Source organism: uncultured Agathobaculum sp., assembly GCF_963927765.1.
Taxonomy (GTDB): domain Bacteria; phylum Bacillota; class Clostridia; order Oscillospirales; family Butyricicoccaceae; genus Agathobaculum.
This window is the reverse complement of record NZ_CAWVCU010000102.1, coordinates 20,749-36,153: the sequence shown is the minus strand read 5'-3', so window position 1 is coordinate 36,153 and position 15,405 is coordinate 20,749. Positions and strand designations below refer to the sequence as shown.

The 15,405-nt window shown below is 43.9% G+C and carries 11 protein-coding genes; all 11 read left to right on the top strand.

The features are described from left to right. The first annotated feature begins 2 nt into the window (after positions 1–2). The 11 genes from ABGT74_RS09400 (at position 3) to ABGT74_RS09350 (ending at position 15,270) form a co-directional block, all read left to right on the top strand. The gene (locus tag ABGT74_RS09400; RefSeq protein WP_346705362.1) at positions 3–854 is read left to right on the top strand and encodes a YARHG domain-containing protein; all 852 of its coding nucleotides are present in this window, start codon (positions 3–5) and stop codon (positions 852–854) included. Beyond that, a complete protein-coding gene (locus ABGT74_RS09395) occupies positions 823–2,391 on the top strand; it encodes an N-acetylmuramoyl-L-alanine amidase (protein WP_346705336.1) in 1,569 nt (522 codons plus the stop codon). Before ABGT74_RS09400 ends, ABGT74_RS09395 begins: the two co-directional genes overlap by 32 nt. A gap of 56 nt (positions 2,392–2,447) precedes the next feature. Then, positions 2,448–3,080: a zinc ribbon domain-containing protein gene (locus ABGT74_RS09390; RefSeq protein ID WP_346705335.1), complete on the top strand. Its 633-nt coding sequence runs from the start codon at positions 2,448–2,450 to the stop codon at positions 3,078–3,080. A gap of 39 nt (positions 3,081–3,119) precedes the next feature. Beyond that, a complete protein-coding gene (locus ABGT74_RS09385) occupies positions 3,120–3,773 on the top strand; it encodes a zinc-ribbon domain-containing protein (protein WP_346705334.1) in 654 nt (217 codons plus the stop codon). Positions 3,774–4,022: 249 nt separating this feature from the next. After that, complete coding sequence (locus ABGT74_RS09380) at positions 4,023–4,613, top strand: Crp/Fnr family transcriptional regulator (protein ID WP_346705333.1); 591 nt, start codon at positions 4,023–4,025, stop codon at positions 4,611–4,613. 32 nt (positions 4,614–4,645) lie between these two features. Continuing rightward, complete coding sequence (locus tag ABGT74_RS09375) at positions 4,646–5,620, top strand: hypothetical protein (protein ID WP_346705332.1); 975 nt, start codon at positions 4,646–4,648, stop codon at positions 5,618–5,620. 67 nt (positions 5,621–5,687) lie between these two features. Then, positions 5,688–6,338: a zinc-ribbon domain-containing protein gene (locus ABGT74_RS09370; protein ID WP_346705331.1), complete on the top strand. Its 651-nt coding sequence runs from the start codon at positions 5,688–5,690 to the stop codon at positions 6,336–6,338. Between the two features lie 35 nt (positions 6,339–6,373). Further along, positions 6,374–6,964 (top strand): zinc-ribbon domain-containing protein, encoded by a 591-nt coding sequence (locus tag ABGT74_RS09365; protein WP_346705330.1) that lies wholly within the window; start codon positions 6,374–6,376, stop codon positions 6,962–6,964. Between the two features lie 340 nt (positions 6,965–7,304). Further along, the gene (locus ABGT74_RS09360) at positions 7,305–11,303 is read left to right on the top strand and encodes a S8 family serine peptidase (RefSeq protein ID WP_346705329.1); all 3,999 of its coding nucleotides are present in this window, start codon (positions 7,305–7,307) and stop codon (positions 11,301–11,303) included. 90 nt (positions 11,304–11,393) lie between these two features. Beyond that, positions 11,394–13,934: an S-layer homology domain-containing protein gene (locus ABGT74_RS09355; RefSeq protein WP_346705328.1), complete on the top strand. Its 2,541-nt coding sequence runs from the start codon at positions 11,394–11,396 to the stop codon at positions 13,932–13,934. Positions 13,935–14,022: 88 nt separating this feature from the next. Then, positions 14,023–15,270 (top strand): hypothetical protein, encoded by a 1,248-nt coding sequence (locus ABGT74_RS09350; RefSeq protein WP_346705327.1) that lies wholly within the window; start codon positions 14,023–14,025, stop codon positions 15,268–15,270. Positions 15,271–15,405 lie beyond the last annotated feature (135 nt).

Genomic DNA, 15,405 nt, shown 5'->3' with positions numbered 1-15,405 from the left:
ATGTGCCGCAGCAGACGACAGCGCAAAAACCGATTCAGAAGAAGAAAAGTGCGTTTCCGATCATCCTTGCAGTCGTTATTGTGCTGTGTATTGGTATTGCAGCAGCAATTATATTGGTGAACCTTTCTGCCAAACCGACAGATGTCAAAACGGCGGAGAGCACATCTGATACAACACAGCAGCAACAAGCAGAAGAAATCGAAGAGGTGAATCCCGAAAAGATCGACGACAGTGATGCAGATATGATTGCAGAGGATGAAGTCTCTTTGAGCGGAACGGTCAAAATTTCGACAGATAACCGGTTGTTCTTGGAGTGGAGCGAACCAATGTCCATTCTGCTTAAAGAGGATGATGGGGAATTTGTCAGACTGAGCGATGTCCGTTCGGCCTATTTGCAGAACGACAGTGTGGATATCGGCTTGTGGAGTGAACTTCCGCTGAAACAGGAAGTCCGTGTGACAGGAGAGTTGGAGCTGGATGGAAGCCAGCTGATTCTGAAAGCAGAACGGATGACCGATGTAAACGGGAATGCCATTGTGACCCAGGCGGAGGAAGCGGCATCCGAAGAGATCCTGCCGGAAAGCGATTCCCGTCTGCTGACGCAAAACGATGTGGATGGTTTGACGCTGCAGGAGATCAACTATGCTAAAAATGAAATCTATGCCCGTCACGGCAGAAAATTTGCTTCCAAGGAGCTGCAAAACTATTTTGATGCGCAGTCGTGGTATCATGGAACGGTCAACGCAGCGGACTTTAGTGAAAGTGTATTGAGCGATGTGGAGAAGAAAAATGCAGCATTTCTTGCAGAGGTTGAATTCAGTATTGCACCGAAGGGCTATCAGCTGGATCAGTAAAGCAGGACAGGTTTGCGTCGTGTCGCTGCTCGCGCTAATGGTTTTCAGCGGCTGCGCAGGAAAGGAACAGCAGCTATCCCGTCAGGAAACCGTTCCGGATATTCCGGAGGTAAAAGTCGACCAGCCGCAGGAAAAACAACAACCGGATAAAAAAGATATTCTGGTTGCGATCGATCCCGGACATCAATCCTGGGAAATTGATATGAGCGCACCCGAACCAAATGCGCCCGGCTCTTCCGTGATGAAAGCAAAAGCAACAACGGGGACGATGGGAACTTTTTCGGGAACGTATGAGTATGACCTCAATCTGGATATCTCGCTGCGGCTGCGGGAGTTGTTGGAGCAGGAGGGCTTTTCCACCCTGCTCACGCGGGAGGACAACCAAACGGCAATCAGCAATGCGGAGCGGGCGACCATGGCAAACGACGCCGGTGCAGATATACTGTTACGCATTCATGCCAACGGCAGCGAGAATGCCGGGGCAAACGGTGCGTTGGCATTGGTTCCTTCTGCGGATAATACCTATGTCGGCAGCCTATCGGCGGAAAGTGAAGATTTGGCGGAAACCATATTAAACGCTTACTGCGACGCCACGGGGATGAAAAACCTGGGGCTTCAGTATAATGACACCATGACCGGTATCAACTGGAGCGCGCAGCCGGTCGTCATTCTGGAAATGGGATTTATGACGAACGAACACGATGATCTGGCAATGGCGCAGGATGCGTTCCGGCAAACGATGGCAGAAGGGATCGCAGAGGGAGTAAAGGCATATTTTGAAGCGAAGGAAGCCGCAGCAGCTGTTCAGGATGAGGAATTATCCGCCATGCTGCAATCGCTTGCAAATGATACAGCACAGGCTGGTGGTGTGTGGGCAATGGCAGTGCAGCGTGCGGATGAAGAACAGTGCTGCGCGGTCAACAGCAAGCCGATGCAGTCTGCCAGCTTGATTAAGCTATTTGTCGCGGCGACGGTCGAAGAAAATCTGGATTCGGTCGCGGCGTGGGAGTCGTATAGCGGAGAAACCGCGGATTTGTTGTTCCATATGCTTTCGGAAAGCGACAATGAGGCAACCAATGCACTGGTTACGCGTTTGGGAAATGGGGATGCGGAAGCAGGCATGGCATTGGTCAATCAGTATTGCACAGAAAACGGCTATCCGGATACCTCTATGGGGCGTTTGATGCTGGACTTTGATGCAGATTCGGATAATTACACATCGGTGAAAGATTGCTGTGCATTCTTGCAGTCGCTGCTGGCTGGTCGGATTACTGGAGCAGACGTCATTCTGGATGCATTAAAGCAGCAGACAAGGACAGAAAAAATCCCTGCTGGTGTTCCTTCGGGGGTGGAAACTGCCAATAAAACCGGAGAACTCGACACCGTGGAAAATGATGCGGCAATCATTTGGAGCGGCAATTCTCCTTATATCCTTTGTGTGATGTCGGAAGATGTTACGGATGTAGGCGCAGCAAGAAATCATATTGTTGCGGTGTCGCAGCAGGTTTATCAATCTGTTGCGCATACACAAGAGTGAAAGAAAAATAGGAACAGAATAAAGGGAGATATCTAGCGGAAAAGGAGGGCTTTACATTGTATTGCGGAAATTGCGGAACAAAAAATGATGATACGGCTGCTTTTTGCCAGGCGTGCGGGTCACGACTGACAGCGCCGCAGACAAACGCAGGCACGGAAACATTGGTGCCAAAACAGCCGTACAAAAAAACGGGCATCATTGCGGCGGCGGTTATCGTAGTGGTGATTGCGTTTGTGGGCTGGCTGTTATTTGGAGGCCGAGGCTATAAGGCTACGGTCGAAGAGTTTTTTGACGCCAGTATGGATGGGGATGTAGAAAGCGTACTGGAGTTGATCCCGAAAGATGTGATTAAAAGCGCGATGGAATCCGAGGGATTTGATCAGGGAGACTTTGAAGCGTTTGCACAAGAAGCAGAGGATGAGTTAAGGGGCATGATGTCATTCGGCGGTTTCGTCGCTGATAAAATGAATCTGGCGATTGATATCACAGGAGATACCGATATCACAGGGACAGAATTGAAAGAATTACAAGAGGAGTATAAAGCGCAATACAATGTGAAAGTGAAGAAAGCAAAGGATGTGCATGTGACAGTCTCCATCGATGCTGGTATTTTATCAAGCGCAGAGGATGTGGATATTCCGGTGATAAAAGTCGGTCGTTCTTGGTATTTGGATATCGGCTCTTTTTGATGCAGGCAAAAAATAAAAATAATAAAGGGGATAATAAGAATGGCATTTTTTGATGATTTGGGCAAAAAGCTGACCTCAGTCAGCCAGACAGCGGTACAAAAGACAAAGGATGTTGCAGATATTGCAAAAATCAACGCAGAGATCTCTGAGTTGGAGCGCACGGCGAATCATCTGTATTTTCAAATCGGTAAATTATATGTTGCCAAGCATACAACGGATTATGAAAGCGATTTTGCCGGTATGATCGGCTCTGTGATCGAGTCGGAAAGAAAAATAGCGGAGTGCAGGCAGAGAATTCAGGATATCAAGGGTGTTGTCTGCTGCGAAAAATGCGGTGCAGAGATTTCTGCCGGTTCGGCATTTTGCAGCTTTTGCGGTGCGCCGTCTCCCAAAAGTGCAACATCGGCGAATGCGCAGAATCTGGAGAAATGCTCCAGCTGCGGCGCTATGATCCCCCACGGAACCCGTTTCTGTACTGCATGCGGAAAACCGATGCTGCGGGATGCGGTGCCGCCTGTTTCAGCAGAGCAAGCATCAGTAGAGCAGGTGCCGGAAGCGCAAACGCCGGCAGAACCCGTGCCAGCAGAACAAACACCGGTAGAACAAGCGCCGACCTCTAAAACCTGTTCAAGCTGCGGCGCAGTGAACGAACCGGATTGCATGTTCTGCACGGAATGCGGAAACAAGTTATGATGTATATCATATTTGGACATACAAGGGCGATGTGTCAGATATTAATAAACATATTAGGAATGGGATGGCGTTGAGCCATCCCATTTGCTAATAGAACGAAGTTAGAAACAAATGTGTGAGACATATTGTGTAAAGAATATTGATTTGAATTGAAAAAATGCAAGAAATTAACTTATGATAATGTCTCATTTTGCATTTGGATATATAATCTTATTGTAATTAATGTCATAATATGGGGGATTTGAAAAGATGGTCATTAAGACATTTTACAAAGATGTATTACATATATCAGATCAAACATTATTAGAAAATTTTGTTAATCATACAAAGTATCTACATTTGAAGAAAGGCGATTTGCTCATTCGCGAGGGCGAAATGCAGGACAATTTTATTTTTCTTTTGGATGGAATATTGCGAGGGTTCTTCTTCGATACAAACGGCCGTGATATTACAGACTGCTTTGGATTCAAGTGCGGTACACCGGCTATGTCCTGTTATATCGACAAAGAATCATCGCCTATCAATATTGAGGCTTTGACCGAATGCGATGTGATAGTTATCTCAAGCACGGCCCTACAAAATTTGATGCAGGCAAATCCCCAAATACTTTGGATATATAATAGCCTTTTAAGAAAAGCATTGAAGGATCACTGGACAACTAAAACGATGTTATGCCAACATAATGCGATGGAACGGTATCAATGGTTTCTTCAAGAATATCCAGGACTAATCGATAAAATAAGTAATAAGTATATTGCATCATTTCTCGGGATGACACCTGTTACATTAAGCCGCCTCAGAGGCCTTTTGCGCGCACAAGCTGAGAACTTGTGTCTTTAACAAAAGTATAAGTTAGATTGGGGGATGAAATAATGTTTTGCTGGAAATGTGGTAGGGAAGTTTGCCCTGGTTCCAAGTTTTGTGAATATTGCGGAAGCATATTGGATCAAGATCAAAAGGACAATGCGGCGGAAACTCAGCCAAAAAAAGAAAGGCATCATAAAAAAGGAATTGCCTATGTGATAGTGGCTTTCCTCGTCATAGCAATGGGTGTGGGAGGTTTTTGGGGGATCAAATATTTATTGAATAATCAAAATCAAGATGCGAATGTAATTTCCTCTTTTCAAGATGAAGGCTTTAATACACCCGAGGAACTTGCTGCTGCATTTACCACTGCTATCCAAACACAGAATTTTGAAAAAGCGCTGACCTATTTTGATATTGTCAATGCCTCGCAAAGCAATGTTGCTATTTCTATAGAGCGTTCGGGTATCTATTCGGCAATAAACGCAAGTACGTGGGGAATGCTTCCCACGGAGCATGAATCGTATGAATCATATATTCCGTTAAACATGGTTGGCCGATTAGCTTGTGGGCAAAGAGAGATGATTTCTTTCCTATTTGATCTCTTGATGGGGGACAGTAATTTTGCTGAATTACGGGATATAGCGGATTCGAAAATAGCAGCAATGTCTACCAGTGATAATCCATCAGGAGCAGCTACATATGCGGATCTTTTCACGGCACTCGATCCGTCACAGTTGTCGACACTGAACTTTGTAGAATTGATTTATGTAAATCCTGAAATTCAAGATGATGAGCATAATCAGCAAAATATTGCAAAGCAATGCGAACAGTATATGTGTGATGATATAGCCGATTATTACATCATTTATACATTGAATGATCAGTATTATTGTGGTAGTATGCGTCTGCATCATTATGATGATGGTTGGAAAATCTTTTCGCTGTCTGCTGCATTATCCGGCATGGGAAGCGGCGAAGCAATTCCCATATCCAGACAAGAGTATATGAACCTTGTACAGACTCATAAATTGGAGCAATAAATATCATTTCTATCTAAGGTAATTAATTGATGTAAAAAAATGATTTATTTTAGTGGGAGGTTTAAAAATGTTCTGTGGAAATTGTGGCGCAAAAAACGAAGACAATTCGGCGTTCTGTCATGCGTGCGGGGCTCCGCTGACGACAACAGCGGAAAAAATTGATGGATTAGGACATGCAACGATAGGACAAAAACAGACAAATATTAAGGCAATCTTCCCAATTGTTGCCGTGGTGGTTGTGGTTGCAGTCATAGGGTTCTGGCTATTTGGAGGAAGAAGCTATGAGAAAACCATTGATAAATATTTTGATGCAAGTATGAACGCAGATGTTAATGCAATTCTGGATCTTTTACCACCGGGCATGATGGAAAACGCCATGGAACAGCAAGGGTACAGCGATCAGGATATGGAAGAGTTTATTGCTCAGACCGAAAGCGAATTGCAAAGCCAAATATCTTCACTTAATACAATGATGGGTGAAAACTGGAAATTAGACTGTGAGGTTTTGTCGGATACGGATATCACTGGGGATGAACTGCTGGATATTCAGAATGTATACAATGAATACTCAGTTAAAGTGAAAGCTGCAAAAACAGTAGATGTTATTGTTTCTGTAAAATATGGAGAACAGGAAAGAACACAGGATATCGAAATGACGGTTGTGAAGGTGGGACGGTCGTGGTATTTGGATATAGATAGTTTGGGCAGTCTGCTTTAATTGCAAACATATAAATATGGGGGAGAATATAAAAAATGGCGTTTTTTGATGATTTAAGTAGAAAGCTGACCTCGGTCAGCCAAACGGCTGTACAAAAGACAAAAGATGTTGCGGATATAGCAAAGATCAATGCCGAAATTTCCGATCTGCAGCGCACAGCAAACAATCTGTATTACCAAATTGGAAAATTATATGTGGAAAAGCATGCAGCAAGCTGTGAAAGTGATTTTTTCGGAATGATTGGTTCGGTTTTAGACGCAGAAAATAAAATTTCAGAACGCAGGCAGCGAATTCAGGACATAAAAGGTGTAATTCGTTGTGAAAAATGCGGTGCGGAGATTCCTTCCGGTGCAGCATTTTGCAGCTCCTGCGGTGCATCGATTCCACAAAATACGGTTGCTGTTGATGATACGGACATGGAAAAGTGTACAAACTGTGGGGCTATGGTACGTAAAGGAATGCGATTTTGTACGGTATGCGGTAAACCGATGAATCAGCAAATGCCGTCCCAGAGCAAAGAACAAGGCGAAAGCCAAGTTGAAACCGCGGAGAGAACTTGTCCCAACTGTGGTGCAAAAATAGAGAGCAATGTTGCTTTTTGTACCGAGTGTGGAGCAAAATTATAATCTTTAACGGCGATTGCTATCAAGGTCTGTAACAGATACAGAAAGTATTCATATGAAAATATAAAAATTATAGTATAGATTGTTCAGTATGCGATACATGGAACGATGGGATACCGTAATTTTAAGCATAATATTTCTCTTGTCTTGAAAATTACCGCTAAATCGTGATACATGCCATATGTGTTGTTCTGTAATGGGCTGGTAGAAATAAGATGAGATCGTAGAAAGGGGCAGCGGATGAGTATGTTTATCCACTGCCTCTTGGCACTTAGTCAAGTATTTGAATGAATGCAATACAAAAGGTAAAATGGGTATTGTTTAATATGAAAAGGGGGAGCATATGGGAAAGTTTTGCGGAAAATGCGGTTCGAAGCTGGATGAAAAAACCGGATTATGTCCGAACTGCGATGCGGAAAAATTAAACAGCCAGCAAAACACGGCTGAAGATTCAGCTGAAAATGGAAGTCAGGAGCAGAAACAGCAAGAACCTTCTAGTACCCCGCCTGATACTTACCAAGATGATAAAAACAAAAAATCGGATAAAAAGACAAAGAAAAAGGTAAAGCCGGTACAGAAGGAAAACAGTCACAAGACAGGTGGACCTTTGCGCAGAATATTGGTAGTTTTGGTCCTTTTACTGGTTCTTGCTATTGGTACGACAGGGCTACTTGCCTATTGTGGAATGGTGAATATTCCAATATTTACTGATTTATTCGATCAAATGGGAGCAGGAAACAATTCGGCGGATATAGAAAAGGATATTCCTGAAACCGATACGAGCGGATTTGTATTTTATGATTCATCAAAAGAAAATGTTGTTACGGACGCAGGAATGACTTTTGTTAATAATGAGATTTTGGTCACGCTGCGCGATGAACAGTTTCGAGCCGATTTGGAGAAATATCTTTCCTCTGTAGGCGGTAAAATTGTAGGTGAAATTCCCGAACTGAGAGAGTATCAGATATTATTGGATCAGCCTATGTCATACAATGCGTTGACTGATTTGGTGCATGATCTGGAGAGTTTGGACTGGGTCTGGTCCGCAACACCCAATTATGTGATAGATTTAGACGCAGATTATATCCCAAACGATAAAAAATGGAAAAATCAATGGAGTGATATACCGGAAGGTCAAAATTGGGGAGTAGAGGCGATTGATGTCCCCGACGCATGGGAATATAAAGACCAGTTGGGCACAGTTAATATAGGAATATTTGATAATGTGTTTGACGTCTTCCATGAAGATTTAGATTTTTCGGAGCAGCCTTTGGGAAATACATTGGCTGTTAATGCCATAACAAACTGGAAGGAAAAATACAGTCACGGAACGCATACGGCTGGCACTGCTGCAGCTATTTTCGATAATAAGAAAGGTATAGCAGGAATTTCAGTAAAGACAAATTTGTATGGAGCCTCTTCCAACGGCATTGGAGAAAATGTTAAGGGTTCGCTTCAGAATATTCGGGTAGCCTTATATTATCTGATTGGAATGAAGGATTGCGCTGTCGTAAATATGAGCCTTGGTGCCGATGTGCTCACATTTAACGCCTCCCGTGAATGCTGTGCGGCAGAAAAGCAGTTAGACGAATTTGCAAGCGGTATTGCGGATTGTTTGCGCATATTAATCGACAGTGGGCACCAATTTGTAATATGTAAATCGGCAGGAAATCAAAATGCGGATGGCGGATATCAATATTTTCTAAAAGATACGGCTGATTCTGTCAATGCTTACGATTATCTGTCTTACAGCGAGTATTGTGATTATTTGAAGGGAGAAGGCACTGAATATCATGAAAAAGTCTTTTCGCGCTACAAAGATAGGAAGGCTGAAATCGAAGAACGATTGATAAGCGGAAATGTAGACGCGAAATATGACATTTTAGGTGCAATTACCGATGAAAAAGTACGGAATAGAATTCTTATTGTTGGCGCTGTAGAAAATTTGGGCAGCCACAAAGAGGGCGGGTTTCTGTTCTTTGGGGGAACCAAGGTACATGATGGATATGCGATAGCTGATTACAGCCAATGTGGTGAAGCAGTAGACATATTAGCGCCGGGAGGAAACTATAACGAAAAAGGAGAGGCTGTGGCGGGGATTGCAATCCACAGTACGTTTAAAAATGGTTATGGATATATGTGCGGAACCTCTATGGCAGCGCCGCATGTTGCCGGTGTCGCGGGGCTGGTTTTTGCAGCGAACCCCGATTTGAAGGGAGAAGATGTCAAAAGAATACTATGTGATTCAGCTGTTGGCTCATATGGAGAAGAAAAATACGGCTTACTCAATGCAAATAATGCTGTTCAGGCGGCGCTGCATTATACACCGCAAAATATAGAAGCCGGACAATTTGAATTATCCGAGGTTCCGGATGAAGCGGTTGAATTTAACGGCCATTACTATTATGCATATCCGGCCTCTGCCGCAGCCAACTGGGAATTGGCCCAGCAATACTGCAAGGAAAAGAATGGTTATCTGGCAACGATTACTTCGCAGGAGGAAAATGATTTTCTTTACTCTTATATCCATCAAAAAGGGTTTGACCAAGCGTATTTTGGTCTATCCGGCGGTCAGCAGGAGGACGGATGGAAATGGGCAAACGGAGAGGAGCTGGAATACACAAATTGGGAATCCGGCAATAGAAAAAGTGGAAACTATGCTTTACTGTACTCCGAGCGTGCGAAGGACATGGTAAAAAGTGCGCAGTCGTCCTCTGAGCTGACGGAAGAAACAACCACTTATTCCGTTGACCAGATAATGGATGGCGATTTCAGCACAGCATGGGCAGATGGTGTGGATGGACAGGGTATCGGTGAATCCATTTCCCTGATTTTTGACCAGACGTATTTGTTAAGCGGCTTTGAAATCAATGCCGGATTCCAAAAAAGCAATGACCTGTATTGGAAAAATTCGAGACCGGAAACAATTACGATAGAATATCCGAACGGTTCCAGTGAGCAGTGCACATTGCAGGATATCAACGATAAGCAGACAGTATATCTCCAGAATCCTGTCGAGACAGACCACCTTACCATTCGCATTGATTCGGTATATGAGGGCACGAAATATCAGGATACTGCGATATCAGAGCTGACGCCAATCGCATATAAACGGGATGGAGGCACCTGGGAAACTGGCAATTTTGCAGGCGCTGCGGAAAGTGACACAACCGCGTTCCTCTGCGAATGGGGAGAATATCAGTTGGACGCTGACAATACAGGGCGCACGACTTCCGAGGAACGCGACATTGTTCTCGTGCTTGACATATCCGGGAGTATGGCAGGAACGCCGCTCGAGGAAACCAAGAAAGCTGCCAGCAGTTTTATCGATACGGTTTTGGAAGAGGATGCCAGCATTGGTATTGTGACGTATGCGGCAGATGCAGAGATGGTGTCGGATTTCTCTGTTGAGAACAGTTATCTGCAGGGAATTGTTGAGGAGATTTCTTCTGGCGGAGGAACAAATATTGAAGCGGGATTGGCCAAAGCACAGTCCATGATTGACAGCAGCAACGCCAAACAAAAAATAGTAGTTCTGATGAGTGATGGAGAACCGAACGAAGGAAAAGTTGGCGAGGAGTTGATTGCCTATGCTGACCAAATCAAACAATCAGACATCACGATTTATACTTTGGGATTTTTCGAGAGTCTGGGAGATAAATCTGCCGCACAGGCCCTAATGGAGCAAATTGCAAGTGATGGCTGCCATTATGAAGTTGAAAATGCGGACAATCTGGTATTCTTCTTCGGAGATATTGCTGACCAGATTAACGGACAGAAGTATATTTATATCCGTATTGCCTGCCCGGTGGATGTATCCGTCAGCTATCAGGGAGAAACCCTAGATTCCAGTGAGGAAAACCTCCAGACAAGGACCACATTCGGTTCGCTGACGTTTGAAGAAAGCGAGGAAGATCAGGAAGATCAGTCGGATGCTCAAGAAGGTTCAGACAATCGAATCAAGACGCTGCGACTGAAAGACGGAGTGCAATATGATATCCGTATTCAAGGAACCGGCCTTGGAAAAATGAATTATACCATCGGTTTTATGGATGAAAATGGAGATTACAGCGATTTGAGAAATTTTGAGGATATCAGAATCAATCGCAGTACCATCATTGATACCATTGCGGCCAATACGGATACAACCGAACTCAAGATTGATGAGGATGGGGATGGAAAATATGACTTGAAATACCGTGCCAAGGCAAACGAAGACGGCGAAATCGTGGACTATACGCTTGTGATTTATAGCGCGCTTGCCGCTGTTGCAGTTATTCTGGTAGGAATAGGCGTATTTGTGCTGAAACGACGGACGAAAAAGAGGATGAACCGTCAGTAAGCCTATAGAATTGCATAACCATTCGATGATTGTTGGCTCCCGACGTAGTTAATTGGTAAACAATGATGCAAAAAGAAAGGAGAGAAAACCATGAAACGAAAAATTCTGTTGTCTCTATGTATGATGTTAGCTTTCTTCATTGGAACAGCGAGTGCGGCAGGCGTTTTCCCATTTACGGATGTTCCATCCAGTCACTGGTCCAGAGAGTCAGTGGAATACGTCTATGAAAATGGATTAATGAACGGGGAAAGCGATACTGCTTTCCGTCCTGACGGAAGCCTTACCCGCGCAATGTTTGTCACGATTTTGGGCCGAATGGCTGGAGTAGGACAGGATACCTACCCCGGAAGTTCGTTCAGTGATGTGCGGACCGGACAATGGTACAGCTCCTATGTGGCTTGGGCAGCACGGACAGGAGTAACAGACGGCACAGGCGATGGGAAATTCTCTCCGGATGATGCAGTCACCCGAGAACAAATGGCGGCTATGATCGCCCGGTATGTAAACAGCGCGGGTTTTTCTCTCCCAGAGTCCGGCAATCCAGCTGCATTTTTCACGGATAAAGCGGATATTTCCTCTTGGGCGCAAGAGGGTGTGGAACTGATGCGCCGGACAGGCATCCTGACTGGTTATGAGGACGGTTCTTTTCAGCCGCAGGAAACCGCAAATCGAGCCGAAGCGGCCACAATGTTTATGCGTCTGGATAAAGCGTTGGAACAGAAGTCAGGTTCTGAGCTTACCACAAAAAGTTTAATGGAATATTTCTCTACAACGGATGAGATAGAAAAGGCAGGACAACCATATCTGGACAGCAAAGGATATGTTTCTATTTCCAATATCGATGAGCTGCTGGATGCTGTTGAGGCTGAGGTTAAGCATCAACAAACTCTCGGTACTATTTCAGATTATGAAAGAGAGGAGCAGACCATATGGATACAGTTAGCCAGCGGAATCCAATATGTGTACTTAGCTCCGTTGGAAAACACCAGTAGTACCGGCCAGGAAGCACATATGTCGATCCTGACCTATGAACCGTTTAGCCGCTGGTGGGAAACAGAAAGACCAGGCAAAAATCAGGACGTGAATGGAGAGGCTGCAACAGACGGTGTGGCAAAAGAAATTACAGCGGCCTTTGATAATTATTCTTTCATCGAAAACTATGATGATGCCGCAGTGACTTTGGACAGTATAGAAAGCATGTCGGAAAATCAGGTAATTTTGTGGGATGGTCACGGTGATTTTACCAGCAAAACGCACGCATTTATTGCGCTAGGAGAGCAGCTGGATGAAGAAGCATTTCTTTTAAATCCGATTTACTATCTGCAAAATATGGAACATACTGCGGATTATCTGTCCGGAAGAATCATTTGCACCAATATGGAAGATCGGATTGCCATCGGCAGTAAGTACATAGAAAAATATGTATCAAGTCTGGATGGATCACTGATATATCTTGGCGCTTGCGCAACAGGAAAGGATTCTGTATTTGCCAATGCGTTTTTAAATAAAGGTGCCACTGCGGTTGTAGCAAATTCGGAGACCGTTTTAACAGACTATACACAGGCTATGCAGCGGGAAATCATGTCCTGTATGACCAAAATCAATGCGAAAACAAATCAATATTATACCTTAAGTGAAGCATTAAGCTATGCGCAGGATAAATTCGGGGAAAATGATGGTTATTTGGGCGCGCGTGTTGTAATTTTTGGCGGAAGTAAAGCACAAAATTACCGTTTAGGAGATAATCATACAGCGGCACTTGCAGATTTAGCAGGTACTTATGAGGGCTCCTATTATGCTACGCAAGGAGAAACCGGATTGACTTTAACCATCTATGAAGAAAACGGAGACTACCGTGCGCTGTTTGATTTTTATAATTTGCCTGGTCATACAAATGCCAAGGAAGGTTCCTATACCATGGATGTTTCACTGACGGATAGCGGTACTTTCCGTTTTGATGCGGATGAATGGATTGAGCATCCGTCCGGTTATAGCTTACTGGATCTGGAGGGCACTTTGCGCGGTGAGGTTTTATCAGGGGATTCACCTACTCCTTTTACAGTCACAAAAACTGATCAGCAAGAAACGGATATGGGATGGAAGCAGGCTTATCGGGACTATATTGTGCAGGATATCGAGAAAACAGCTGGTAACGGCAACGCAACAAGTCTTATAGATGAGGCACGCTATTTCCTGTTTGATGCTAACGGCGACAACACCCCGGAACTCTGGATTGACTATATGTTCACCTACGCGGGAAATCGGCTATGCACCTTTTCCAATGGAAAAGTACAGGAGTTGAGCAGCTATGTTGCCGGAATTTCATATTTGCCCGGTGAGGGACTGTTCTTAGCCTCTGGAGGGCATATGGGTTATTTTTACGATGTAGTTTACCGCTTGGAGGAAGGTAGCTTCCAGACAGTGGTTCGCGGGGATTATCAGATAGTAGATGACAATGGAGTGTCTGTTCCGGAAAATGAATATCGTTATACTTGGAACGGTCAGGCCGTAGCAAAGGAGGATTATGAGGAAAATCTCCGGAATGCTTTTGAAACCAGTCGCGCAGTCGCTCTTCATGACAGCCTTGAGGGACAAACGTATGCAGATATACTAAAACAACTGAATACTTGAAAAAGGATTTGAAATTGTCAACAAAGTAAATTATAGTAATAGTATCAGGCACCTTTTTCTGGATCAACATTGTGTAGAGGGGAAAATTATGTGGAGAAAAACATTTATCGCAGCGGCAATCAGTCTGTTAACCTTCATTTCTTTTGCAAGTGCAGTGGAAACAGCCGAACTTTCTCAAAATACGATTTTAGTAGATGGTAAAGCACAGAATGTTTCTGCATACATGATACAGGGAAATAATTATTTCAAGCTTCGGGATTTTGCTGCGCTTGTAAACGGAACAGAAAAACAGTTTCAGGTTGAGTGGGACAACGCAAGTCAAGCGATCCGCATGACATCGGAAATGCCATATACCATGGTTGGTGGCGAATTATCCAACAGCAATATTCAAAGCCAGAAGGCATATGAGGCTACAAGTGCGATTTATTTGGATGGCGAGCAAATTGCATTTACTGGCTACAGCATAGCAGGAAATAACTATTTTAAGCTCCGTGATATGGCAAAGCGTTTTAATATTGGCGTTGAATATGATAATCAAACCGGTCAGGTACAAATTTCAACAGATCAATCCTATACAAAAACAGCGGCGGAAAACGAAGCAAGCAAAAGAGCACAGGCGTATTTATCAGTAATAGATAAATTAACGGCTCAATATGGTGAAATGAGAGAACTCAGTGGAGGAAAAGCAGTAAGCGGTTTGGTGACTGCAATGCTGGTTGACTTCGATTCTGACGAGAATCCGGAGCTAGTGTGCGGTTATGCGGATGATGAACTCAATAAAATTGGTCGAAATTTGAATAGTTATCTATCTGTTTATCATTGGAACGGCTCATCGGCAGAAAAAATAACAAATCAACGGGCAGCATATTTGTATAGTGGAAATGGTGATCCAACTTATTTTTCTTATGGATCGATTGAACGGTACGAAGAAAATGGGAAAATTTACAGCTATACCAGCAGTATGGGTGACTGGGCGCTGATACAAGCCAATTTCGAAGACCGGCGCTGGTCAGAGAAATTGCAAACCGTACAGAATGGTAAATGGGTGGATGTTCTTAGCGTTGATTGTTCGATAGAATGGATGACCAATCCGATTAGCGAATTGTTTACCATGCAGGACAATATGACTGGAGCAACTTATCAATTCTCGGGACAAACCGTGGTGAGCGGAAATCGGGAGCAGGCCAATGCACTGGATAATCGATTGGAATATATCAAATCAAATTTGAAGACATATGCAATCGATCCTCCGATGCAGGAATTTAATTATTTACACTATGAAACCACACCATCGGTGAAAGAGGCTGTGCTTTTGCTTCAATCACAAGCCTTATAAAGCTTTGTTTTACAAATGCCAAGGGATAATTGTGGTTTAATCAGTAAAAATGTTCGAAAGATGATTGTAATAACAAATGCGCCCCGTCTTTTGCAGGTAAATCACTGCCTGCAAAAGACGGGGCGCATTTGTTTG

Bases quoted from the DNA above. Each gene is read 5' to 3' on its own strand.
- ABGT74_RS09350 (WP_346705327.1), top strand. From the start codon at position 14,023: ATGTGGAGAAAAACATTTATCGCAGCGGCAATCAGTCTGTTAACCTTC.
- ABGT74_RS09380 (WP_346705333.1), top strand. From the start codon at position 4,023: ATGGTCATTAAGACATTTTACAAAGATGTATTACATATATCAGATCAA.
- ABGT74_RS09355 (WP_346705328.1), top strand. From the start codon at position 11,394: ATGAAACGAAAAATTCTGTTGTCTCTATGTATGATGTTAGCTTTCTTC.
- ABGT74_RS09365 (WP_346705330.1), top strand. From the start codon at position 6,374: ATGGCGTTTTTTGATGATTTAAGTAGAAAGCTGACCTCGGTCAGCCAA.
- ABGT74_RS09385 (WP_346705334.1), top strand. From the start codon at position 3,120: ATGGCATTTTTTGATGATTTGGGCAAAAAGCTGACCTCAGTCAGCCAG.
- ABGT74_RS09370 (WP_346705331.1), top strand. From the start codon at position 5,688: ATGTTCTGTGGAAATTGTGGCGCAAAAAACGAAGACAATTCGGCGTTC.
- ABGT74_RS09360 (WP_346705329.1), top strand. From the start codon at position 7,305: ATGGGAAAGTTTTGCGGAAAATGCGGTTCGAAGCTGGATGAAAAAACC.
- ABGT74_RS09375 (WP_346705332.1), top strand. From the start codon at position 4,646: ATGTTTTGCTGGAAATGTGGTAGGGAAGTTTGCCCTGGTTCCAAGTTT.